The sequence below is a fragment of the Massilia sp. BHUDP2 genome, from assembly GCF_046236355.1.
Lineage (GTDB): Bacteria > Pseudomonadota > Gammaproteobacteria > Burkholderiales > Burkholderiaceae_D > Telluria > Telluria varians.
In genome coordinates this window covers 99,067-122,091 of record NZ_JBJUVW010000004.1, presented here as the reverse complement: position 1 = coordinate 122,091, position 23,025 = coordinate 99,067, and the positions used below count along the sequence as shown (strand labels likewise).

Annotated in this window: 14 protein-coding genes; 11 read left to right on the top strand and 3 right to left on the bottom strand. The window is 67.9% G+C overall.

Going from position 1 to position 23,025, the window contains the following annotated elements:
* Window positions 1–14 precede the first annotated feature (14 nt).
* From ACK6C6_RS22145 to tldD, 3 genes are all read left to right on the top strand, one after another.
* Window positions 15–4,226, top strand: coding sequence for a YhdP family protein (locus tag ACK6C6_RS22145; RefSeq protein ID WP_409269325.1), 4,212 nt, complete (start codon window positions 15–17; stop codon window positions 4,224–4,226).
* Between the two features lie 7 nt (window positions 4,227–4,233).
* Entirely contained in the window at window positions 4,234–5,031 is a 798-nt protein-coding gene (locus tag ACK6C6_RS22140; protein WP_409269324.1) for a carbon-nitrogen hydrolase family protein, read from the top strand.
* A 108-nt stretch (window positions 5,032–5,139) separates the two neighbouring features.
* A complete protein-coding gene (tldD, locus tag ACK6C6_RS22135) occupies window positions 5,140–6,600 on the top strand; it encodes a metalloprotease TldD (protein WP_409269322.1) in 1,461 nt (486 codons plus the stop codon).
* A 74-nt stretch (window positions 6,601–6,674) separates the two neighbouring features.
* On the opposite strand, the gene ACK6C6_RS22130 is transcribed toward tldD, so the two are convergent.
* The 3 genes from ACK6C6_RS22130 to ACK6C6_RS22120 form a co-directional block, all read right to left on the bottom strand.
* On the bottom strand, window positions 6,675–9,356 hold the full coding sequence (locus ACK6C6_RS22130; RefSeq protein WP_409269320.1) for a TonB-dependent receptor: 2,682 nt from the start codon (window positions 9,354–9,356) through the stop codon (window positions 6,675–6,677).
* Window positions 9,357–9,461: 105 nt separating this feature from the next.
* Window positions 9,462–11,096, bottom strand: coding sequence for a TonB-dependent receptor domain-containing protein (locus tag ACK6C6_RS22125; RefSeq protein ID WP_409269696.1), 1,635 nt, complete (start codon window positions 11,094–11,096; stop codon window positions 9,462–9,464).
* Complete coding sequence (locus tag ACK6C6_RS22120; RefSeq protein WP_409269318.1) at window positions 11,027–12,337, bottom strand: TonB-dependent receptor plug domain-containing protein; 1,311 nt, start codon at window positions 12,335–12,337, stop codon at window positions 11,027–11,029. Before ACK6C6_RS22120 ends, ACK6C6_RS22125 begins: the two co-directional genes overlap by 70 nt.
* Window positions 12,338–12,886: 549 nt before the next feature.
* Between ACK6C6_RS22120 and aroG the strand changes: the two genes are divergently transcribed.
* From aroG to rluB, 8 genes are all read left to right on the top strand, one after another.
* The gene (gene aroG / locus ACK6C6_RS22115; protein ID WP_409269317.1) at window positions 12,887–13,945 is read left to right on the top strand and encodes a 3-deoxy-7-phosphoheptulonate synthase AroG; all 1,059 of its coding nucleotides are present in this window, start codon (window positions 12,887–12,889) and stop codon (window positions 13,943–13,945) included.
* A gap of 104 nt (window positions 13,946–14,049) precedes the next feature.
* Window positions 14,050–14,988 carry an ABC transporter permease gene (locus tag ACK6C6_RS22110; RefSeq protein ID WP_409269316.1) on the top strand — a complete coding sequence of 313 codons (939 nt, stop codon included), beginning with the start codon at window positions 14,050–14,052 and terminating at the stop codon, window positions 14,986–14,988.
* 8 nt (window positions 14,989–14,996) lie between these two features.
* Window positions 14,997–15,995: an ABC transporter permease gene (locus ACK6C6_RS22105; RefSeq protein ID WP_409269315.1), complete on the top strand. Its 999-nt coding sequence runs from the start codon at window positions 14,997–14,999 to the stop codon at window positions 15,993–15,995.
* Complete coding sequence (locus tag ACK6C6_RS22100; RefSeq protein ID WP_409269314.1) at window positions 15,992–17,683, top strand: ABC transporter ATP-binding protein; 1,692 nt, start codon at window positions 15,992–15,994, stop codon at window positions 17,681–17,683. The genes ACK6C6_RS22105 and ACK6C6_RS22100 overlap by 4 nt, the downstream gene beginning before the upstream one ends.
* A 54-nt stretch (window positions 17,684–17,737) precedes the next feature.
* Complete coding sequence (locus ACK6C6_RS22095) at window positions 17,738–18,682, top strand: VTT domain-containing protein (RefSeq protein ID WP_409269312.1); 945 nt, start codon at window positions 17,738–17,740, stop codon at window positions 18,680–18,682.
* Between the two features lie 142 nt (window positions 18,683–18,824).
* Window positions 18,825–19,838 carry a glucokinase gene (locus ACK6C6_RS22090; protein ID WP_409269310.1) on the top strand — a complete coding sequence of 338 codons (1,014 nt, stop codon included), beginning with the start codon at window positions 18,825–18,827 and terminating at the stop codon, window positions 19,836–19,838.
* 349 nt (window positions 19,839–20,187) lie between these two features.
* Entirely contained in the window at window positions 20,188–20,934 is a 747-nt protein-coding gene (gene scpB, locus ACK6C6_RS22085) for an SMC-Scp complex subunit ScpB (protein WP_036217034.1), read from the top strand.
* Window positions 20,921–22,879 carry a 23S rRNA pseudouridine(2605) synthase RluB gene (rluB, locus tag ACK6C6_RS22080; RefSeq protein ID WP_409269308.1) on the top strand — a complete coding sequence of 653 codons (1,959 nt, stop codon included), beginning with the start codon at window positions 20,921–20,923 and terminating at the stop codon, window positions 22,877–22,879. Before scpB ends, rluB begins: the two co-directional genes overlap by 14 nt.
* The last annotated feature ends 146 nt before the right edge of the window (window positions 22,880–23,025 follow it).

The following is a 23,025-nucleotide window of genomic DNA, read 5'->3' as shown; positions in this document are numbered from 1 at the left end:
TTTTGAGTACCTTGATGGACAACCAGGACCCGCAGGCGACGGCCGTTCACCGGCCAGCGATCGAGGGAGCACGCGTGCGCTGGCATCGGCTGCGCGCGTGCTACCGCTATGCGAACCTGGCCTCGCACCATTTCCTCGGGTTTGCCATCAAGCTGGTGCTGCTGCTGTATTTCGGCCTGGCGCTGCTGTTCCTGGCGCTGCGCTACGCCATCCTGCCCAACATCGACCTGTATAAAGCCGACATCGAAACGGCCGCCGGGCGCGCGCTCGGCAACCGCGTCAGCATCGCGCACCTGGAAGCCGGGTGGCAGGGCATTCATCCCGTATTGACGCTCGGCGACGTGCGCCTGAGCGACCGCGGCGGACGCCAGCTGCTGGCCCTGCCGAAGGTTACGGCGGCCCTGTCCTGGTGGAGCCTGGCCGCGCTGGAGCCGCGCCTGCATGCGCTCGAAGTAAACGGTCCCCAGCTGGACGTGCGGCGCGGCCGCGACGGCATCATCAGCGTGGCCGGCGTGCGGCTCGACCCCAATAAAAAGGACGACGGGCGCGGCGCCGACTGGCTGCTGCGCCAGCGCGAGATCGTGATCCGCGGCGGCCGGGTCGACTGGACCGACGAGCTGCGCGGCAGGCCGACCCTGGCCCTCTCCGACGTGACCCTGGCGCTGCTGAACCGCTTCGGCGGCGGCCACCGCTTCGCGCTGCGCGCCACTCCGCCGCGCGCGCTCGGCCAGCCGCTCGACGTGCGCGCGCGCTTCCGCCACCGTTTCGGCGCCCGTCCCTCGGACATCGCGCGCTGGAAGGGCGAGCTGTATGCCGACCTGCGCGGCGCCGACCTGGTGGCCTGGAAGCAGCACATTGACCTGCCGTTCCAGATGGCCAGCGGACGCGGTTCGGTGCGCGCCTGGCTGAACGTCGACCAGGCCAGGGTGGCCGGCTTCACCGCCGACCTGGCCCTGGCCGACGTCAACGCGCGCCTGGGCCCGACCCTGGCGCCGCTCGAGCTGGCGCGCATCTCCGGACGCCTGGCCGCGCGCGAGGAGATGTTGCCGGGAAAGGACGAAGGCAAGCCGACCTTCGGCGCCCACGGCCACACCATCAGCCTGACCGATTTCTCCGTCACCACCCGCGACGGCCACGCGCTGCCGCCCGCCACGCTCGAACAGACCTGGCGCCCGGCCCGTCAGGGCAAGCCGGAATACGGCGAGCTGAGCGCGCGCCAGCTCGACATCGGCGCGCTCGCCGCCCTGGCCGGCTACCTGCCGCTGCCGCCCCAGCAGCGCCAGATGCTGCTCGACTACGCCCCGCGCGGCCGCCTGCTCGACGTAGCGGCCGAATGGGAAGGGCGCTATCCGGCGCTGCGCAGCTATCGCCTGCGCGGCATTGTTGCCGCCCTGGCCATCAATGCGCAGGCGGCGCGCCCGGCCCAGCCGGCACGGGACGGCCAGCCGGCCATGCCGCCGCGTCCGGCCACCCCCGGCTTCCAGAACCTGAGCGGCAGCATCGACGCCAGCCAGAACGGCGGCAGCGTGACGGTCGACTCGACCGCGCTGGTCCTGCACATGCCGGCCTGGTTCGCGCAGAGCGCGATGCCGCTCGACCGGCTCGCCCTGAAGGCGCGCTGGAATTTCGACCCGGGCAAGCAGCTGCTGGTCGAGCTCGAGAACCTGTCCTTCGCGCAGGGGGCGCTGTCCGGCTCGCTGTCCGGACGCCATAGCCTGCCCCTGCTGCCGGACGGCAGCCGGGCCGGGCCGGGCACGGCCGACATCAGCGCCACGCTCGACGGCTTCGCGATCGGCTCGGTCGGGCGCTTCCTGCCGCTGGCCACCCCCGAGCACCTGGGCCACTGGCTGAGCGACGCGCTGCAGGGCGGCACCCTGCGCGATGCGCGCCTGCGCCTGCGCGGCGACCTGGCCGGCTTCCCCTTCCGCGCCAATAATGTGCTGGAGCGCGCCCGCGGCGAATTCCACGTCGCCGGCCGCCTCGAGAATGCGCGCCTCGAGTACGCCCCTGGCCACCGCCACCCCGACGGCACCCCGCAGTGGCCGGTGGCCGAGAACATCAACGGCCGCATCGAATTCGACCGCGCGCGCATGGAAATCCGCGGCGACACCCTGCGCACCATGGGCGTGACGCTGTCCAACGTGAAAGCGGTGATCCCCGACCTGGGCGCGCACGAGAAGATGATGCTCGAGATCGACGGCAACGCCGCCGCGCCGCTGCAGGAATTCCTGCGCTACGTGGCGGCCAGCCCGGTGCCGGAATGGATCGGCCACTTTACCGACGAAACCCGCGCCGGCGGCAACGCGCGCCTGGGCCTGCGGCTGCGCATGCCGCTGGCACACCTGCCCGAGACGAAGGTGCAGGGCAGCCTGCAACTGCTGGGCAACGACATCAGCCTGTTCCCGGAACTGCCGGCATTGCAGGCCGCGGAAGGGAAGATCGAATTCTGGGAACGCGGCGTCGCCCTGAACGGCGTGGGCGCCAGCTTCCTGGGCGGGCCGCTGGGCCTGTCCGGCGGCACCCAGAAGGACGGCAGCATCGCGATCCGCCTGCACGGCACGCTGAACGCCGAAGGCATGCGCCGCACCGCGCCGGCGCCGGCGCTGGGACGGCTGGCGCAGCGCCTCTCGGGCAGCACGCCGTATACCGGCAGCGTGGTGGTGCGCGAAGGACGACGCACCGTCACCCTCGAATCGAACCTGGCTGGCCTGGGCCTGGAACTGCCGGCGCCGCTCAACAAGCCGGAGGCCGACAGCCTGCCGCTGCGCTTCGTGCTCGCCGGCGAGCCGACCGTGGGCGGCGTGGCGCGCGACGAGATCCGCGTCGCGCTGGGCGAGGGCGTGGCGGCGCGCTACCTGCGCGAGAAGACGGGACGCGCGCCCTGGACCGTGCTGCGCGGCGGCATCGGCGTCAACGTGCCGGCGCCGGTGCCGGACAGCGGCATGATGATCCACGTGAACATGCGCGCGCTGAACGCGGACGGCTGGATCGCGGCCGGCAAGGCGATCGCGGGCGAGGGCGGGGAGACCGCCGGAGAAGGAAGCAGCGGCGCCGGGTTTTCCCAGTACGTGATGCCGACCCTGATCGGCGGCCGGGTGGGCGAACTGACCATCGGCGAGCGCCGCATGGCCGACGTGGTGCTGGGCGCCACACACCTGGCCAATACCTGGCAGGCCAACCTGCATTCGCGCCATGCGAGCGGCTACGTGACATGGGCCGAGACCGGCGGAGGGCAGGGTGTCGGCAAGGTGACCGCGCGCCTGGCCTCGCTGGTGATTCCGGAGTCAAGCGAAGCCGAGGTCAAGCACCTGCTGGAATCGAACCGCGGCGCCAGCGCCACCATTCCCTCGCTCGACATCGTGGCCGAACAGTTCCAGCTCGCAAACAAGCGCCTCGGCCGTCTCGAACTGCAGGCCAGCAATGTGCAGGCGCTGGCCGGGCGCGAATGGCGCATCAACCGCCTCAGCCTCGACAACCCGGACGGCCAGCTGAAGGCTAACGGGCGCTGGCTGTACAAAGATGGGCGCAGCAACACCAGCCTGAACTTCATGCTCGACATCATTGATGCCGGCAAGCTGCTCGACCGCCTCGGCTTCCCCGAGACCCTGCGCCGCGGCAAGGGCAAAATGTCGGGCGATATCTCCTGGAGCGGGCTGCCCTACGACCTGGACATTCCGAGCCTGTCGGGCCAGATCGAGATGAACGTCGAATCGGGCCAGTTCCTGAAGCAGGACCCGGGCGCGGCCAAGCTGCTCGGGGTGCTCAGCCTGCAGGCCCTGCCGCGCCTGCTCAAGCTCGACTTCCACGACGTGTTCTCGGAAGGCCTGGCCTTCGACGGCATCAGCGCCAATGCCCTGATCCAGCGCGGCGTGCTGCGTACCGACAACCTCAAGATGCACGGGGTGGCGGCGACCATCCTGATGGACGGGACTGCCGACATCGCCCACGAGACCACCAACCTGCGGGTAGTCGTGATCCCCGAGTTCAACCTCGGCACCGGTCCGCTGGTGTACGGCCTGGCGGTCAACCCGATCGTCGGCATCGGCAGCTACCTGGCGCAGCTGTTCCTGCGCGCGCCGGTGATGAAGGCGCTCACTTACCAGATGCAGATTTCCGGACCGTGGCGGTCCCCGACCATCACCAAGATCGACAATCCCGCGCCAAGCCAGGCCAAGGCCCAGGCCCAGGCCCAGGCTGGCGGGCGCCCCAATGCCAAAAAGGAGTGACAAGGACATGAGCAAGGTAGCCGCAGTGCAGATGGTGTCCACCCCGCGGGTGGAAGACAACCTGGCGACCGCGCGCCGGCTGGTGGCGCAGGCGGCGAGCGAAGGCGCCCAGCTGGTGGCGTTGCCGGAATACTGGCCGATCATGGGCATGAGCGACAGCGACAAGGTAGCGCAGGCCGAACCGGAAGGCGCCAGCCCGATCCAGGACTGCATGGCGCAGCTGGCGCGCGAGCACGGCATCTGGCTGGTGGGCGGCACGCTGCCGCTGGTATCGAAGGTGGACGGCAAGGTGCTCAACACCACCCTGGTCTACGACCCGCAGGGCAAGCCGGTCAGCCGCTACGACAAGATCCACCTGTTCGGCTTCAACAAGGGCAGCGAGTCCTACGACGAGGCGCGCACCATCGTGCCGGGGGAAAGCGTGGGCAGCTTCCAGGCGCCGTTCGGCCGGGTCGGCCTGTCGGTCTGCTACGACCTGCGCTTTCCGGAGCTGTTCCGGGCGATGGGCGAGTGCGCCCTGATCATCGTGCCGGCCGCCTTCACCCACACCACGGGTCTCGCGCACTGGGAAGTGCTGCTGCGCGCACGGGCGATCGAGAACCAGTGCTACGTGCTGGCCTCGGCCCAAGGAGGCCTGCACGCGAACGGCCGCCGCACCTTCGGGCACAGCATGCTGGTCGACCCCTGGGGCGAAGTGAAGGCGGTGCTGCGCGAGGGCGAGGGCGTGATCAGCGGTACGCTCGACGAGGATTTCTTGACCAGCGTGCGCGAGAGCCTGCCGGCGCTGAAGCACCGCAAGCTGTAAACGCCGGTTCGCGTCTGGCGGCCGGCTCGGCCGAACCGTGTCTCGTGTCGGGTACGAAGTGTCCGGATATGGCAAAATGGACTTTCCAAACGAACGACCGACCGCAAAATGAAACCATTCGAACCGAACCTTTCCTCCCTGGCTGTCGCACGCGACGTGCTGCTGACACCATTCGGCCTCGACGAGGGCAAGCTGCTCAATGCGCTGGGCTCGATGTTCACGCACAAGGTCGACTACGCCGACCTGTATTTCCAGTTCACCAAGAGCGAAGGCTGGAGCCTGGAAGAGGGCATCGTCAAGACCGGCAGCTTCTCGATCGACCAGGGCGTCGGCGTGCGCGCCGTGTCGGGTGACCGGACGGCCTTTTCGTATTCCGACGACATTTCCGAAGCGGCGTTGCTGGACGCGGCGGCCGCCACCCGCACCATTGCCCGCGCAGGCGCTGGCCGGGTGAAGATCGCCACCGCGGCGCGCCCGACCGGCGGCCGTTCGCTCTACCTGCCGCACGATCCGCTCGCCTCGCTCGACGCGACGGCCAAAGTCAAACTGCTGGAGCGCGTGGAAAAGATGGCGCGCGCCAAGGACCCGCGCGTGGTGCAGGTGATGGCCGGCCTGGCCGGCGAATACGACGTGGTGCTGGTGGTGCGCAGCGACGGCGTGCTGGCGGCCGACATCCGTCCGCTGGTGCGCGTGTCCGTCACCGTCATTGCCGAACAGAACGGTCGCCGCGAAGTCGGCTCCTCGGGCGGCGGCGGGCGTTACGACTACGGCTACTTCAGCGACGAACTGCTCGACAAGTACGCGACCGAAGCGGTGAAGTCGGCCTGCGTCAACCTGGAAGCGCGTCCGGCCCCGGCCGGCCCGATGACCATCGTGCTCGGCCCGGGCTGGCCCGGCGTGCTGCTGCACGAGGCAGTGGGCCATGGCCTGGAAGGCGACTTCAACCGCAAGGGTTCTTCGGCCTACGCCGGCCGCATCGGCGAACGCGTCGCGGCCAAGGGCGTGACCGTGGTCGACGACGGCACCCTGCAGGACCGCCGCGGCTCGCTCAACATGGACGACGAAGGCAATCCGACCCAGTGCACCACCCTGATCGAGGACGGCATCCTGAAGGGCTATATCCAGGACACGATGAACGCGCGCCTGATGAAGATGCCGGTCACCGGCAATGCGCGCCGCGAGTCCTTCGCCCACCTGCCGATGCCGCGCATGACCAATACCTACATGCTGGCGGGCGACAAGGATCCGGAAGAAATCCTGGCTTCGGTGAAGAACGGCCTGTATGCGGTCAATTTCGGCGGCGGCCAGGTCGACATCACCAACGGCAAGTTCGTGTTCTCGGCCAGCGAAGCCTACATGATCGAGAACGGCAAGATCAGCTATCCGGTGAAGGGCGCGACCCTGATCGGCAACGGCCCGGAAGTGATGAACAATATCTCGATGATCGGCAATGACATGCGCCTGGATTCGGGCGTGGGCGTGTGCGGCAAGGAAGGCCAGAGCGTGCCGGTCGGCGTCGGGCAGCCGACCCTGCGCATCGACGGCGTGACCGTGGGCGGCACCGCCTGACGCGCACCGCCGGCAAGAGAAAGCCGACCCGCGCTTGACGCGGGCCGGCTTTTTTTTCGTCCCTACATGTGCCCTCAGAAGCGGTAGGTCACGCGCGCATAGATCGTGAAGCCGAGCGGGTCGGTGTAGCGTGGATCGTAGCCCAGCTGGAAGTTGGTGACCTGGTTGGTGAAAGGCGGTTCCTCGTCGAACAGGTTCTTGATGCCCGCCGTCAGCTCGGCCTTCTTGTTGCCGGTGTAGGTGGCCGAGAGCGACCAGGTCGAGTAATGTCCGACCTTGTTGAAGAATTCCGGCGCCACCGCCGTGTTCTGGTCGGTGTAGTGCGACATGAAGCGGTTGGTCAGGTTGAAGCTCCAGTCGCCCCGCGCCAGGGTGAACAGCAGGTTGTGGCGCCAGCGGAAGACCGGGGTGGCGTCGGCATAGCGCCCGGCGTTCTCGGTAAACGGTCCGCCCGGCTCGTTCTGGTAGTCGTACTTGTTGACGTAGGTGCCATCGAGATTGACGCTGAAGTTGCCGAAGCGCGTGCGCGGCATGCGGTAGGCCACCGACAGGTCGAGGCCGCGGGTCTTCACCTCGCCGAGGTTGTCGGTGATGGCCAGCACGTACAGCAGGCTGGTGCCAGCCGCGTCGTAGACGAACAGGTCGCGGTATTTCTCGTAATTGCCGAAGATGGTCTGTTCGGCCAGCGAACTGATCTGGTCCTTCAGGCGGATGTTCCAGTAGTCGAGCGAGAACGTGAGGTTTTTTACCGGCTCGACCACGATGCCGGCGCTGTAGGTGCGCGAACGTTCCGGCGACAGATCGGGATTGCCGCCGCCGCGTACGTACTGCTGCTGGCCGCAGGCGATGTTCGGGTTGGCGCCGGGCGCGGGCACGCCGTTCGGGCAGAGTACCGGATCGTCGTAGGTGTCCGAGCTGTTGGTGGTGGTCTGGGGGCCGTAGAGGTCGAACAGCGTCGGCGCGCGGAAGCCCTTGTTGAAGGAGCCGCGCAGCAGCAGTTGCGGGGTCGGCTGCCAGCGCAGCGCCACCTTGGGGTTGAAGCTGCCGCCGACGTCGCTGTAGTGGTCGTAGCGGGCGGCGACGTTGAGTTCGAGGTCCTTGACGATCGGTACGTTCACCTCGCTGAACAGGGCCCAGATGCTGCGCGCGCCGGACTGATCCTGCGCGTCGGCCGAGCCCGAGCTGGAAGCCTGCGAGGCCAGTTCGCGGTTGACGAAATACTTGGCGCGGTCGCGCCGGAATTCGGCGCCGATGGCGAAGCCGAGCGGGCCGCCGGGGAGCGTCATCAGCTCGCGGCTGGCGCGTGCGTCCACCGCCGCGCTGTGGATGCGCGCATGCAGGTATTCGCCGGACAGGATCGAGTTGCGCAGGTAGTCGGCCCCTTGCGCGTTCTGCGGGCCGAAGGGATTCAGGATGCCGGCGGCGACGCCGTCGATGATGCGCTGGTCGATGACGTAGCCGCCGTTGAAGATGCTCTTCGCCTTGCCCAGCGAGTAGGAGATCGCCGTGTTGTAGTCCCAGCCGGCCAGCGAGCCCTCGAGGCTGGCCAGCAGGCGGTCGGTGATGCTGGAATCGAAGTTGTTGCGCCGGCCGGTCTCGAGCGGCCGCCAGGAGATGTCGAGCGGCTCGCCGCTCAGGCCGGGAAAGGCCGGCACGATGCCGTTGCCCGGATAGAAGGGACTGTCGCCGGTCATGATCACGCCGATGCCCGACAGCGGCGGCGGCGCGACCTGGGCCTCGTTGGTGCTGCGGCCGTGCACGAATTCCAGGCCGGCCGTGTGCGCGCCGAATTTCTTGTTGAGCCGCGCCATGGCGCTGAACTGGCGCGTCTTGGGGATGTTGTCGACGAAGCGGGTGTAGTCGAAGGCGCACAGGGGCTCGCCCGGCAGCGCCACCGAGTCGGGCGGCTGGCAGGCCGGGGCATAGGGATTGCCGGTCACGCCGTTGTCGGAAAAGAAGTTGGCGGGGAAGGTGGTGCCGCTGACCTCGAACATGCCGCGCTCGGGCCGGATGCCGGTGCTGGAGAAGCTGCGGTCGGTTGCGCGCAGCGCGCTTTGCTGGTGCCAGTCGATTACGCCCCACATGCTCAGGCCGTCGCGTTCGAGGTCGCCCCAGCCGCCGGACAGGTTCAGGCGCTGCTCGTGGCCGCCGCCCTGGGCATAGGGCTCATAGGCCTCGACCACCAGCGCCGCCCCTTCCACCGAGCGCTTGGTGATGAAGTTGATCACGCCGCCGATGGCGTCGGTGCCGTAGATCGCCGAGGCGCCGTCGCGCAGCACTTCGACCCGCTCCAGCGCGGCCACCGGGATGATGTTGAGGTCGACCGAATCGGCGAAATACGGGTGGTTCGCCAGCCGCCGTCCATTGAGGAGCACCAGGGTCTTGTCGCCGCCCAGGCCGCGCAGGTCGGCGGTGGCGCGGCCGCCGGTGCCGGAGCCGACCGCCGCCGTCGAGCCTTCCGACGACTGGTTCATGGGGATCGCGTTCAGCACTTCCTGCGCCGTGGCCAGGCCCTGCTTGGCGAAGTCGGACGCGCGGATCGTCGTGATCGGCAGCGAGGTCTCGGTGGCCAGGCGCCGGATCGAGGAGCCGGTGATCTCGACGCGCTGCATCGGCGCCGCCGTCGGGGTCGGGGGCGGCTGCAGGGCAGGGGGAGAGGTCTGGGCCAGCAGGGGCTGCGCACATAGCACGAGGCCGGCCGCCGAGCCGCAGGTGAACAGCCGGCGCAGGCTGCGGGACAGGATGGTTTCGGTCATCTTGGGCTCCGGATGGGTGAATGGCGCGCAGCAGCGCCCGGGCAGGGCGCGATTGCGTGCCCTGCCGCCGGCTGCCGCTTGCCGCGGGTTTAGAGCGCCTGGCTCTTAAAAGGTGTAGCGCGCTCCCAGGGTGAACAGACGGCCCACCGCGCCGGCATAGTCGAGCGGGTTATAGGAGACTGCGCCGTAGGTCAGCGGATCCAGTGGCGCGACCTTGTCGAACACGTTCTGGATCGAGCCGAACACCTCCCATTTCTGCTGCGGCTTCCAGCGGAACACCAGGTCCACGGTGGTGAACGAGGCCAGTTCGCAGTCGGTCGGCGCGTCGTTGCCGTTGGCGAAGTGGCTGGCGCAACCCTCCGGATCGTCCTTGAACAGGGTGTTGTCGATCTTGCCGCGGTAGTTCACGTTGGCCGACAGGCGGAAGTTGCTGCGCTCCCAGGTGGCGCGCAGGTTGGCGCGGTTGTCCGGCGTGCCGACGCAATTGGTCACGTCGCAGTTGCCGTGGGTGCCGGCGAAGTCCTGCGATGTGCCGTCGCGTTCGGTACGTAGCCACTTGAACAGGTGGGTCCACTTGGCGTCGAACACCAGGTTGCCGAACCCGTTCGGCAGGGGCATGCTGTGGCGCGCATCAAGGTCGAGGCCGCGCACCTTGGTCTGGGCCGAGTTGACGTAGCTGGCCAGCACCGCCGTGATGGCGCCGGGATCGCCCGGGATGCCGGCCTGGGCCGTCGTGGGATCGCGCGCGACGCGCCCGGCAAGGATGGCGGCAGGAATCTGCTCCTGGTTGATCTCGTTCTTGCGCTTGATCTGCCAGTAGTCGAGCGAGATGCTGGTGCGCGGCAGCGGGTCCCAGATGATGCCCACGTTATAGCTCTTCGAGCGCTCGGGATCGAGGTCCGGGTTGGGCGAGGTGATCAGCGCGATATTGGCCGGGTTGCAGGCCACCTGCACGCCGAGTGCGCAGCGCACCGGGTCGGAGGCGTTGGTGAAGGCGGCCAGGCCGCCGACCCCGTTTTCCGCCGGGCTCGGCGCGCGGAAGCCGCGGGCCCAGGTGGCGCGCAGGGCGAACTGGCGCGCCGGCGTCCACTTCACGCCGACTTTCGGCGTGTAGGCATTGCCCACGTCGGTGAAATGGTCCCAGCGCATGGCGCCGGTCACTTCGACCCCGGGCCAGACCGGCGCCAGCACTTCGCCGTACATGGCGAACACGTTGCGCTGGCCGTCGTAGGCCGAATAGCCGAGGCCGATGATGTTGCCGCGTTCGGTGCCGGTGGTGGGCTCGAGCTCGGCCGATTCGTGGCGGAATTCGGCGCCGACCGCCACCCCGAGCGGGCCGCCGGCCAGCCTGCCGAATTCGCGCGTGGCCTTGAAGTCGAGCTGGGCGATCTCGGTCTTGGCGTCGTTCGAGATTTCGGGCGACAGCGCGGCATACACGGCCGGGGAATTCAGGAAGGCGTTCTCGCCGATGCGCCAGACGGTGCCGACCGGCAGCGCGCGGTAGCCGGGATTGTTGGCGATGGCGGTGGCGATGTTGGTCGGGGTGGGGTTGAGCAGGGCAAAGGTCGCGTCGCGCTGGAGGAAGCCGTTGCGATCGTTGCTGACCCGGCTGCTGGAGTAGAGCAGGGAGGTGTCCCAGTCCCAGCCGATGTGGCTGCCGCGCACGCCGATTAGCGCCCGGGTGAAGGTCGATTCGATGTCCGAGCGGCGCGGCCCGACGTCGCCTGCGAGGTAGCGCAGGCGCGCCTCGCGCCCGAAATACGGGTTGTCCGGGTGGGTCGGCCCGAAGGCGGCGCCGGCGCCGCTGACCGGGCCGCCCGGATAGCCCTGGTTGGCGCTGATGGTCGAGGGCGTCGTGGAGTCCGGCTCAGGCTGTTGTAGAGGTTGAGTTCGGTATAGGCCTCGACCTCGTTGTTCAGCTTGAAGGTGCCGCGTCCGAACAGGGACCCGTATTCCTGGTCGGGCTGGATCTGGCTGTACAGGTGGGCGGCGTCGATCAGGCAGCCGCCGCCCGGGTCGCCCTGCGGGTGGTTGGTGAAGTTGCTGCAGGCCGCGCCCGGGAAGAAGCGGGTGAAGCCGACCCCGGCCGGGTTGCCCCGGTTGTAGTAGTCGAGCGTGTCGGGGTTGCGCACGTTGCCGTTGATGGCGCTGCCGGAGGCGTTGTTGCCGGTGATGGCGCCGGTGCCGCCCAGCCCCTCCTGGGCCGAATAGCCCCAGGGCCGCAGGTCGGCCTTGCCGACCCAGTCGCGGTTGCCGCGCTCGCGGTTCCAGATTTCGTCGGTCTTCTTGTACTCGAAGTTGAGCAGCACGTTGTAGCGGTCGGTGTCGAGGTCGCCCTTGCCCAAGGTGACGGCGACGTTGTATTGCTGGCCGTCGCCGGCGGTGGAGGTGCCGGCCAGGGCGCGCACCGTGCTGCCCGTGAAATCGCGCCGCAGGATGATGTTGACCACGCCGGCGATGGCGTCGGAACCGTAGATGGCCGAGGCGCCGTCCTTGAGGATCTCGACCCGTTCGACGGCGTCGGTGGGGATGACGTTGAGGTCGGCGAACACCTTCTGGCCGTCGTCGGCAAGCCCGTAGGGCGCCATGCGCCGGCCGTTGAGCAGCACCAGGGTCGAGGCGGTGCCGAGGCCGCGCAGCGAAATGCCGGACGCACCGGCGGCGAAGCCGCCGCCGAAGTTGGTGGGAACCGAGCCCGAGTTGTCGACCGCCAGCGTCTGCAGCAGCTCGGCGACCGTGGTCTTGCCGGAGCGTTCGATGTCGGCCCGGTTCACGGTCTGCACCGACGAGGCGGTTTCGGCCTGGGCGCGGCGGATGTTCGAACCGGTGATCTCGACGCGGGCAACGGGTGTGGGCGCCGCTTCCTGCGCCGCCGCATGCGGGCTTGCGGCGAGCAGGGGAAAGCCGACCGACAACAGGCCGACGGCGCCGCCGCCGGCAAAGATGCGCCGCAGGGCGCGCGAAAGCAGGGTTTCAGTCATGTCCGGACTCCAGTGGTTGGGATTGTTCCCGCCATATTCGCGCCGGCGTTTGTTGAGTACAATCAAGTTCCTAAACGACTTTTCTTGCGAGAACACAAGAACGGCGCGAAGCAGTCGGGGCTTGCATCGACTTTTGCATCGCTGGATGAACGGCGACTGATCCAGATCAAGGTGCGCGGAAAGGCCGGGAACAGCTGTAGGATTCCCGCAACCGGTCGACAAATCCGCCGGTGCCAGTCCGCATGCCGGGCTGCGCGCAAGCGATGGAGATCGCGGGCAGGCTGCGACAGAGCCTCCCGGAAAAGGCTTGCCAAGCGTTACACAATGGCGTTATAGTCAGTCGACCAGGTCTTCGGACCATCACGGATTTTCCATGCGCCAGCACGTTTTCTTTACCTGCTACTTTTACTTTAGCCATTCCAGCCCCTTGGCGGTGGAGTAGCGGCAGGTTCACGCGATTCAAGAACAGTCCGACGCAAATCCAGACAAACCGCCAGCGATGGCGGTTTTTTTATTTCAGCCCAGACCAGACCAGATACGGAGTACAGCATGCCTCGCACCGACGATTTACGCATCCGCGAAATGAAGGAACTGACGCCGCCCGCGCACCTGATCCGCGAGTTCCCGGTCACCCCGGCGGCCGAACAAACCGCGGCCAGCGCGCGTGTGGCCCTGCACCGCATCCTGCACGGCCAGGACGACCGCGTGATGGTGGTGGTCGGCCCGTGCTCGATCCACGACCCGAAGGCGGCGCTCGAGTATGCGCGCGGCCTGGCCGAGCAGCGCCGCCGCTTCAAGGGCGAGCTCGAGATCATCATGCGCGTGTACTTCGAGAAGCCGCGCACCACGGTCGGCTGGAAGGGCATGATCAACGACCCCTACATGGACAACAGCTTCCGCATCAACGACGGCCTGCGCATGGCGCGCGAGCTGCTGCGCGACGTCAACGAGATGGGCTTGCCGGCCGGCACCGAGTTCCTGGACGTGATCAGCCCGCAGTACATTGCCGATTTGATCAGCTGGGGCGCCATCGGGGCCCGGACCACCGAATCCCAGGTGCACCGCGAACTGGCCTCGGGCCTGTCCTGTCCGGTCGGCTTCAAGAACGGCACCGACGGCAACATCAAGATCGCGGCCGACGCGATCAAGGCGGCCTCGCAGCCGCACCACTTCCTGTCCGTGACCAAGGGCGGGCATTCGGCGATCGTGTCGACCTCCGGCAACGAGGACTGCCACATCATCCTGCGCGGCGGCAAGACGCCGAACTACGACGCAGCCAGCGTGGAAGAGGCGTGCAGGCAGCTGGCGGCCAACGGCCTGGCCAGCCGCCTGATGATCGATGCCTCGCATGCCAACAGCAGCAAGAACCCGCAGAACCAGGTGCCGGTGTGCGCCGACATCGCCTCGCAGATCGCGGCGGGCGACGACCGCATCGTCGGCGTGATGATCGAGTCGCACCTGGTGGGCGGCCGCCAGGACCTGGTGCCGGGCAGGGAGCTGACCTATGGCCAGTCGGTCACCGACGGCTGCATCGACTGGGAAACTAGCATCGGGGTGCTGGAAGGACTGGCCGAGGCCGTGAAGCAGCGCCGCCTGCGGCAGGACTGAGTATTTCCCAGGTTATGGCGAGGCGATGAAAAGGAATGGCCCGTCCCTGTCATGGCAAGCTGACATGACGGCAAAATAGACGGATTCAACCATCCAGGAGTCACATGCTGAGTTTTATCGTCCGCCGGCTGTGGCAGATGCTGCCGACCATGCTCGGGGTGGTGCTGCTGGTGTTCTTGCTGTTCAACTGGGTCGGCGGCGACCCGGCCTACCTGCTGGCCGGGAAGATGGCCGATACCGCCGCCATCGAGAACATCCGGCGCCAGCTCGGCACCGACCAGCCCTGGCCGGTGCAGCTGTGGATCTTTATCAAGCAGATCCTGACTTTCGACTTCGGCAACGCCTGGAGCACGGGCGAACCGGTGTCGCACATCATTTCCAGCCGCCTGGGCCCATCCCTGACCGTGCTGGTGCCGCTTACCATCCTGGAAACCGTGCTGGGCATCGCCCTGGCGCTGGCCATCGCTTTCGTGCGCGGCTCGCTGACCGACCGCGCGGTGATGGTGGCCTGCACGGTCGGCATGTCGATCTCGATCCTGGTCTACATCATCGTGTTCCAGTATCTGTTCGCCTACAAGCTGGGGCTGTTCCCGGTTCAGGGCTGGGGCAACAGCTTAGGGGAAAACCTGCTGCGCTATGCGCTGCTGCCCATCGTCATCGGCCTCGCTGTTTCGATCGCGCCGACCTTACGCTTGTATCGTAGTTTTGTGCTCGACGAAGTGGGGCAGGACTACGTGCGCACCGCGCGCGCCAAGGGCTTGCCCGAGCGGCGCGTGGTCTGGGTGCACGTGCTGCGCAATGCGGCGATCCCGATCATCACCCATGTCATGGCCAACCTGCCGGCCTTGCTGATCGGCGCTTTCTTGCTCGAGCGCTTCTTCGGCATCCCGGGCATCGGGCGCGAAGTCATCCTGGCGGTCGAGCGCAGCGACTTCCCGGTGATCAAGGCGATCACGGTCTACGTGGCCGCCGCGACCATGGTGTTCAACCTGCTGGCCGACCTGCTGTACCAGGCCGTCGATCCGCGGGTGCAGCTGAAATGAACGCAAGCATGCAATCACCAGGCCTGTGGGCCCTGGCCTGGCGCCGCCTGCGCGCCGACCGCGTCGCCATGGGCGCGCTGGCGGTGGTGCTGGGTTTCCTGTTGATGCTGGTGCTGTCCAGCGCCGGCCTGATTGCCGCCGATTGGGAAGAAGAGGTGGCGGTCAACTACGCGCCGCCCACCTTTGTCGGCGCGGACGCGGGCGCGCGCGCGCTGGCCGCAGCAGGGCTGCCGCGCGAGACGCCGCCGAACGCCTTCGACCCGCTGGCGCAGGAGCTGGCGGAGCTCAAGGCCCAGGTCCGCGCCAGCCATCCGCCGGTGGAAAAGGCGACCACGCTGCCCTTCGGCGCCGACAAGTGGGGCCACGACATCCTCAAGAAGACCATCAAGGGCGGCGAGACCTCGATCGTGGTGGGCCTGGTGGCCGCTTTCGTGGCGGTGGCACTGGGCACCCTGTTCGGGGCGCTGTCGGGCTTCTACGGCGGTGTCGTGGACGATTTGTTCAACTGGTTCTACAGCATCTTCACCTCGATCCCCTCGATCCTGATGATCCTGACCGTGGCCGCGGTGCTGCAGCAGAAGGGCGTGATGACCATCGTCCTGATCCTCGGCCTGACCGGCTGGACCGGGCCCTACCGCCTGATGCGCGCCGAATACATCAAGCACAAGGCGCGCGAATACGTGATGGCGGCCGACGCCATCGGCGCGTCAAGCGCGCGCCGGATGTTCGGCCACATCCTGCCCAACGTCTCGCACGTGGCCCTGGTGCAGATGTCGATCCTGGTGGTCGGCTTCATCAAGGCCGAGGTGATCCTGTCCTTCCTCGGCTTCGGCGTGCCGGTCGGCGTGGTGTCCTGGGGCAGCATGCTGAACGAGGCGCAGAACGAGCTCATCCTCGGCAAGTGGTGGCAGCTGGCGGCCGCCGCGAGCGCGATGGCGCTCCTGGTGACGGCATTCTCCCTGTTCGCGGACGCCCTGCGCGACGCCCTCGACCCCAAGCTCAAATGACGGACCACCAACATCCCCTGCTGCAGGTGCGCGACCTGCGCATCGCCTTCCGGGTCGACAGGAAGAACACGGTCGAAGCGGTCAAGGGCATTTCCTTCGACGTGCCGAGGAACGCTACGGTCGCCCTGGTGGGCGAATCCGGCAGCGGCAAGTCGGTCAGTTCGCTGGCGGTGATGGGCCTGCTGCCGCCGGAGACGACCATCATCGATCCCGGTTCGCGCGCGCACTTCGACGGCCGCGAGCTGCTCGCGCTCGCGCCCGCCGAGCGCCGGGCCTTGTGCGGCAAGGACATCGCGATGATCTTCCAGGAGCCGATGTCCTCGCTCAACCCGGTGTTCACGGTGGGCTACCAGATCGCTGAAGTGCTGCGCCAGCACCTGGGCATGAACGCCAGGCAGGCGCGCGCCCGCACGCTCGAACTGCTGGAAGAGGTCGGCATTCCTGACCATTCGGTAAAAATCGATGCCTACCCGAGCCAGATGTCGGGCGGCCAGCAGCAGCGCGTGATGATCGCGATGGCGATCGCCTGCGAACCCAAGCTCCTGATTGCGGACGAGCCGACCACGGCGCTCGACGTGACCATCCAGAAGCAGATCATCGAGCTGATCAAGCGCCTGCAGAAGAAGCACCAGATGTCGGTGCTGTTCATTACCCACGACCTCGGGCTGGTGGGGGAGATCGCCGACCGCGTGATCGTGATGCGCCACGGCGAGGTGCGCGAGGAAGGGGAGGCGGCCCAGGTGTTCGGCGCCCCGGCCGACGCCTATACCCGGGCCCTGCTGCACTGCCGTCCGAAGCTGGACGAGCGGCCGCTGCGCCTGCCGGTGATCGACGACTACCTGAGCGGCAGGTTCACGCCGGAACAGGAACTGCCCCAGCGTACCCGCGGCACGGCGCCCGGCGACGAGCCGGTGCTGGTGGTGAAAAATCTGGCCAAGAGCTTCTGGCTGCGCGACGGCCTGTTCAGGAAGCGCGAGTTCAAGGCGGTCAAGGATGTCTCCTTCACCCTGGCGCGCGGCAAGACCCTGGGCGTGGTGGGCGAGTCCGGCTCGGGCAAGACCACGGTCGGCCTGACGCTGCTGCGCCTGCACCGCGCCACCGGCGGCAGCGCCATGTTCGACGGCAAGGATCTATTCGCCATGCCGGAGCGCGACTACCAGGCCTACAAGCGGCGCATCCAGATCATCTTCCAGAACCCCTACGCCTCGCTGAACCCGCGCTTCACGGTGGGACAGATCCTGCTGGAGCCGATGCGCATCCACCGCATCGGCCAGGACGACGCCGAGCGGATCGGGATGGCGCACGAGCTCCTGAGGCGGGTCGGCTTGCCGGAACAGGCCTTCCACCGCTACCCGCACGAGTTCTCCGGCGGCCAGCGCCAGCGCATCGCCATCGCGCGCTGCCTGACCATGAAGCCGGAGATCCTGGTGTGCGACGAATCGGTGTCGGCGCTCGACGTCTCGGTGCAGGCCCAGGTGCTGAACCTGCTGCAGGACCTGCAGGACGAATACGGCATGAGCTACATCTTCATCTCGCACGATCTGTCGGTGGTGAAGTACATCGCCGACCAGGTGATGGTGATGCACCACGGAAGCGTGGTCGAGATGGCGGATTCGGACGCGTTGTACCGCAATCCGCAGCATGACTACACGCGCTCGCTGCTGGCGGCGATCCCGCGCGGTGGGTAGGAAAAACAACAGCGGCGCCCAGCGACCCGCATAAAACTCGGCTACACTAGCGCGATGCCCCAACTCGTCGAACTGCTCCAGGTCTACGGTGTGCTGATCGTGTTCGGCATCGTCCTTGTCGAGCAGTTCGGCCTGCCCATTCCCGCCTTCCCGATCCTGGTCGTGGCCGGCGCGCTCTCGGTCGACGGCGAGCTCAGCTGGCAGCTGTGCCTACTGTCCGCGGCCCTTGCCTGCCTCATCTGCGACATGTTCTGGTTCCGCGCCGGGCGCTTTTATGGCAAGCGGGTCCTGCGCCTGCTCTGCAAGATCTCGCTGTCGCCCGATTCCTGCGTCAACCAGACCGAGGACCGGTTCCGCCGCTTCGGCGCCAAGTCGCTGCTGGTGTCGAAGTTCGTCCCCGGCTTCAATACCATCGCCGCGCCGCTGTCGGGCGCCATCGGCACCCGTACCCGCCAGTTCCTCGGCTATTCCGTGACCGGAGCCGCCTTGTGGAGCGGCACCGGCATCCTGCTGGGCATCCTGTTCCACGACGGCGTCGAGGAGCTGCTCGGCTGGCTCGAGACCATGGGCGGCACCGCCCTGATGGTGCTGGCTACCCTGCTGGTCCTGTTCATCGCCGTCAAGTACGTCGAGCGGCGCCGCCACCGCGCCCGCAGCGCCGTGCCGCGCATCGAGATCGCCGAACTCATGGCGCTGATCGACGGCGGCCACGACCCGCTCATCATCGATGCCCGCAGCCTCACGGCCCAGGGGCTGGAAACGGCGATTCCCGGAGCCCTGGTATTCCAGTCCTGCGCCCCGGACCAGCTGATGGCCACTATCGACAAGGACCGCCACGTCGTCATCTACTGCAGCTGCCCGAACGACGTCACGGCCGCCGAGGTCGCCAAGCAGTTCCTGGCCAACGGCTTCCACCGCGCCCGCCCGCTGCACGGCGGCCTGGATGCCTGGAACGCCCGCCGTGGCGCCGATCCGGATCTGCATCCGGTGGCGTGCTGAGGTAGTTCGACTACTTCGTCTTTCCATGCTGCTCGTGTGTATGTAGCAGGAGAGCTGCGGTGATGTACCTAAACTACAAAATCTACTTGTAAGAACACTACAAAGTTGTGTAAGCTTGGTCATCGCTCTTCTATTAGCTGCAATGACCGCCTTTCCCTCCAGCCTCGACTCCGCCTCCCTGACCCATGCCGGCGGCGCCCGCCTGCTCGCCGACATCGGCGGCACCAATGCCCGTTTTGCGCTGGAGGCCGGGCCGGGCCGTTTCGACGCGATCGAAGTGCTGTCCTGCCAGCAGCACGCGAGCCTGGGCGAGGCCATCCGCGCCTACCTGGCGCTGCCGCAGCTTGCCGGCCTCGGCGCCGGCATCCGCCATGCGGCCATTGCGATCGCCAACCCGGTCACCGGCGACCAGGTGCGCATGACCAACCACCACTGGGCCTTTTCGATCGAGGCGCTGCGCCAGGAGTGCGGCTTCGATACCCTGATGGTCGTCAACGATTTTTCGGCGCTGGCGCGTTCGCTGCCGCACCTGGGCGATCAGAAGCGCCAGGTGGGCGGCGGTGCACCCGTGCCTGACGCGCCGCTCGGCCTGCTGGGCGCCGGCACCGGCCTCGGCGTGTCCGGGCTGATCCCCTGCGGGAACAGCTGGACCGCGCTGCGCAGCGAAGGCGGCCACGTCGGCTTCGCGCCGGTCAACGAGCTCGAAGTCGCCATCCTCCAGTACGCCTGGCGCGAATTCGAGCACGTCTCCAGCGAGCGCCTGCTGTCCGGCGCCGGGGTGGAGCTGATCTATCGCGCCCTGAGCGAGCGCGCCGGCCGCCCCGGCAGCCTGGCCGCGCCGGAGATCTCGCGCCGCGCCCTCTCCGGCGAATGCGCGCTGTGCGATGAAGTGCTGGAAGCCTTCTGCGGCATGCTCGGCACCGCCGCCGGCAACCTCGCCATCACCCTGGGCGCCCAGGGCGGCGTCTACATCGGCGGCGGCATCGTGCCGCGCCTGGGTGAGCGCTTCGACCGGTCCTCGTTCCGCCGCCGCTTCGAGCAGAAGGGTCGTTTCAGCGGCTACCTGGCCCAGGTCCCGACCTACGTGATCACCGCGGACTACCCGGCCTTCCTGGGCGTGTCGGCGATTTTGTCGGAAAAACTGTCTGTCGCTTGATCAAATACGGCCTTCCTTCGGCTGCGGCCCCGCCGTCTTGTCCATTCCCGGGTTTTATCGGTTACAATGGCCGTCAGTTGTCGGAAACGATGTCGTCAGTTCGCGCCCTGCGCAGCCCCCGCGTTTCCCCTGAAAGACCAACGTTGATCGCCCGCCTGGCACGCGGGCAGCAGTGACCGGCGCCAAGCCGGTCGCTTAGTCAGCCCGGCGCATTTTCGGCCCGGGCCCCACGGATTCCAGAGTATTGCGCGCATCACCTTCGCACCGCGGCCGGTCTCGGCCCCGCGGCTGGCATCCGTTAAACCAGTTTTGTTTGATGTGTGCATTCGAAGCGTGACGACACCGCGATATGAATACTGACGAGGCCAAGCGCGTTCTCGAGACCGCCTTGCTGTGCGCGCGCGAGCCGATGACGATCCACGGCATGAAGAAGCTTTTCGCCGAGGTCGACGCGGGCGGCCGCCAGCTCGGCGCCGGTGTCGGTAGCGACACGATCAAGATTCTGCTGGAAGAATTGCGCCAGGACTGGCAGGGGCGCGGCATCGAGATCGTCAGCCTGGCTTCCGGCTGGCGCTTCCAGAGCCGGCCCGAGATGAAGCCTTACCTCGACCGCCTGACGCCCGAGAAGCCGCCGAAATATTCGCGCGCGACGCTGGAGACGCTGGCGATCATCGCCTACCGCCAGCCGGTCACGCGCGGCGACATCGAGGAAATCCGCGGCGTCGCCGTGAACTCGCAGACCATCAAGCTGCTGGAAGACCGCGGCTGGATCGACGTGGTCGGCCACCGCGAAGTGGTGGGGCGCCCGGCGCTGCTGGGCACGACCAAGGCTTTCCTCGACGACCTTGGCCTCGCCTCGCTGTCGCAACTGCCGCCGCTGCAGGCGGTCAGCGAAGGACCGGACAGCCGCAGCCTCGAGGCGCTGGAAGCGGCACTGAACGACAATTTTGACAGGGCGGACGCTGCGGCGGACGCCACCGAGACAGACACCGAAGCGGACGCCACGTCCGTCGAAGTCCCCATTCTTGACCAGGAGACGGCGGCAGCCGCTGGGCCGGGTCAGCACAATAAAGATACGAACGATGAACCCAACTGAACCGAACGAAAAGCCCGTCGAGGCCGATGGCGCGCCCGCCGCCAAACCCAAGCGCACCCGCAAGGCCGCGGCTGTTGCCGCGACCGACGCCGCGCCCGTGACCGCGACCGAACAGCCGGCCGCCGCCGCGAAGCCGAAGCGTACCCGCAAGCCCGTCGCGGCGCCTGCCGATGCGCCGGCGGAAGCGCCGGGCGCAGGCTCGGCCGCTGCCGTAGCCGAAGCGGCCGAGAAGCAGGCCGCCAAGCCGCGCAAGCCGCGCGCCGCCAAGGTGGCCGCTGAAGCGGCGCCGGTCGCCGCTGCGGAAACGCCGGCCGCCGCCCCGGCGCCGGAAGCGGCGCCGGCAGTCCTCGATGGCGAGCAGCGCAAGCCGCGCGGCCCGCGCCAGATGCGCGAAAAGCGCCAGGAACGCGAGGCGCGCCAGCACGAACAGGCTGCCGCCGCCGCGGCCTCGGCTCCCGAGGCCGCGCCCGTCGACGCCGCGCCTGCCGACGCTGCGCCGCAGACGCCGGCCGACGGCCAGCGCGAAGGGCGCGGCCGCAACCAGAAGGGGCGCGGCCAGCAGAACCAGCGTGGCCAGCAAGGCCAGGCAGGCCAGCAAGGCGCCCAGCCGGCCGCCAAGCAGGGCAGGCAAGGCAAGCAGCAGGGCAAGCCGCAACAGAAACAGCAGCAGGGCAAGGGCGGCAAGGCCAACGATGCCGACGCCGTGTTCTCCTTCGTCACCTCAAGCGACTTCGACGCCAACGAAGGTGGCCGCGGCAAGGCGCAGGCCAAGCCGGTGCGCCGCGACCTGACCGCCGACGACGACGCGCCCAAGCTGCACAAGGTGCTGGCCGAGGCCGGCCTGGGTTCGCGCCGCGACATGGAAGAGCTGATCGTCGCCGGCCGCGTGTCGGTGAATGGCGAGCCGGCCCACATCGGCCAGCGCATCCTGCCGACCGATGCGGTGCGCATCAACGGCAAGCTGATCCAGCGTAAGGTCAACAACAACAAGCCGCCGCGCGTGCTGGTGTACCACAAGCCGGCCGGCGAGATCGTCAGCCACGACGATCCGGAAGGCCGTCCGTCGGTGTTCGACCGTTTGCCGAACATGAAGACCGGCAAGTGGCTGGCCGTGGGCCGCCTCGACTTCAACACCGAGGGCCTGCTGCTGTTCACGACCTCGGGCGACCTGGCCAACCGCCTGATGCACCCGCGTTACAACATCGACCGCGAGTACGCGGTGCGCACCCTGGGCGAGCTGGAGGAAGGCATGCGCCAGAAGCTGCTCGCCGGCGTCGAGCTGGACGACGGCGTGGCCTCGTTCTCGAAGGTCCAGGACGGCGGCGGCGAAGGCATCAACAAGTGGTACCGCGTGGTCATCGGCGAAGGCCGCAACCGCGAGGTGCGCCGCATGTTCGAGGCGGTCGGCCTGACCGTCTCGCGCCTGATCCGTACCCGCTACGGCGCCATGACCCTGCCGACCGGCCTGAAGCGCGGCCGCTGGGAAGAACTGCAGGAAAACGACGTGCGCGCCCTGATGGCCGCCTTCGGCGTCGAGAAGAAGGGCGGCGAAGCGCCGAAGGGCAAGGGCGGCGCCAAGGGCCAGGGGCGCGACGACGCGCGCCGTTCCGACGGCAACCGCATCGACCGTGCCGACGCCAACCGCAACGTGGATCCGTTCGGACCGCCGGTGCTGCGTGCCGGCGTCCCGCGCCAGCAGGGTCCGGGCGGTTTCGCCGGCGGCCGCCCGCAAGGGCAGGGCGCGAAGGGCGGCGGCCAGGGCGGCAAGGGCCGTGGCGGCAACAACGCGGGCTCCTTCGGCGGCGGCAAGACCAGCAACCGTCCGAAGCAGCCGGATCCGCTGCAGACCACCTTCGGCTTTGCCGGCACCGGCGGCGGACGCCGTGGCGGCCAGGGTCCGCGCGGTTCCGAGCACGGCCTGCCGCGCCGCGGCCGCCGCGGCTAAAAGCTCGGTTCGTCCGGCAGCGCGAACATCCGCTTGAAAATCCCGGTTCAGGGACCAATATCGGATAAATTCTCGCTCCGCCGGGCACGCAATGCTGCAATGCCGTAGAATGCAGCCCATGCCCCGATATGGCCATCCTGCCAACT

What these genes read in the sequence shown, in the direction of transcription:
- ACK6C6_RS22145 (WP_409269325.1), top strand. Translation starts at nt 15, where the DNA reads ATGGACAACCAGGACCCGCAGGCGACGGCCGTTCACCGGCCAGCGATC.
- ACK6C6_RS22140 (WP_409269324.1), top strand. Translation starts at nt 4,234, where the DNA reads ATGAGCAAGGTAGCCGCAGTGCAGATGGTGTCCACCCCGCGGGTGGAA.
- tldD (WP_409269322.1), top strand. Translation starts at nt 5,140, where the DNA reads ATGAAACCATTCGAACCGAACCTTTCCTCCCTGGCTGTCGCACGCGAC.
- ACK6C6_RS22130 (WP_409269320.1), bottom strand. Translation starts at nt 9,356, where the DNA reads ATGACCGAAACCATCCTGTCCCGCAGCCTGCGCCGGCTGTTCACCTGC.
- ACK6C6_RS22120 (WP_409269318.1), bottom strand. Translation starts at nt 12,337, where the DNA reads ATGACTGAAACCCTGCTTTCGCGCGCCCTGCGGCGCATCTTTGCCGGC.
- aroG (WP_409269317.1), top strand. Translation starts at nt 12,887, where the DNA reads ATGCCTCGCACCGACGATTTACGCATCCGCGAAATGAAGGAACTGACG.
- ACK6C6_RS22110 (WP_409269316.1), top strand. Translation starts at nt 14,050, where the DNA reads ATGCTGAGTTTTATCGTCCGCCGGCTGTGGCAGATGCTGCCGACCATG.
- ACK6C6_RS22105 (WP_409269315.1), top strand. Translation starts at nt 14,997, where the DNA reads ATGCAATCACCAGGCCTGTGGGCCCTGGCCTGGCGCCGCCTGCGCGCC.
- ACK6C6_RS22100 (WP_409269314.1), top strand. Translation starts at nt 15,992, where the DNA reads ATGACGGACCACCAACATCCCCTGCTGCAGGTGCGCGACCTGCGCATC.
- ACK6C6_RS22095 (WP_409269312.1), top strand. Translation starts at nt 17,738, where the DNA reads ATGCCCCAACTCGTCGAACTGCTCCAGGTCTACGGTGTGCTGATCGTG.
- ACK6C6_RS22090 (WP_409269310.1), top strand. Translation starts at nt 18,825, where the DNA reads ATGACCGCCTTTCCCTCCAGCCTCGACTCCGCCTCCCTGACCCATGCC.
- scpB (WP_036217034.1), top strand. Translation starts at nt 20,188, where the DNA reads ATGAATACTGACGAGGCCAAGCGCGTTCTCGAGACCGCCTTGCTGTGC.
- rluB (WP_409269308.1), top strand. Translation starts at nt 20,921, where the DNA reads ATGAACCCAACTGAACCGAACGAAAAGCCCGTCGAGGCCGATGGCGCG.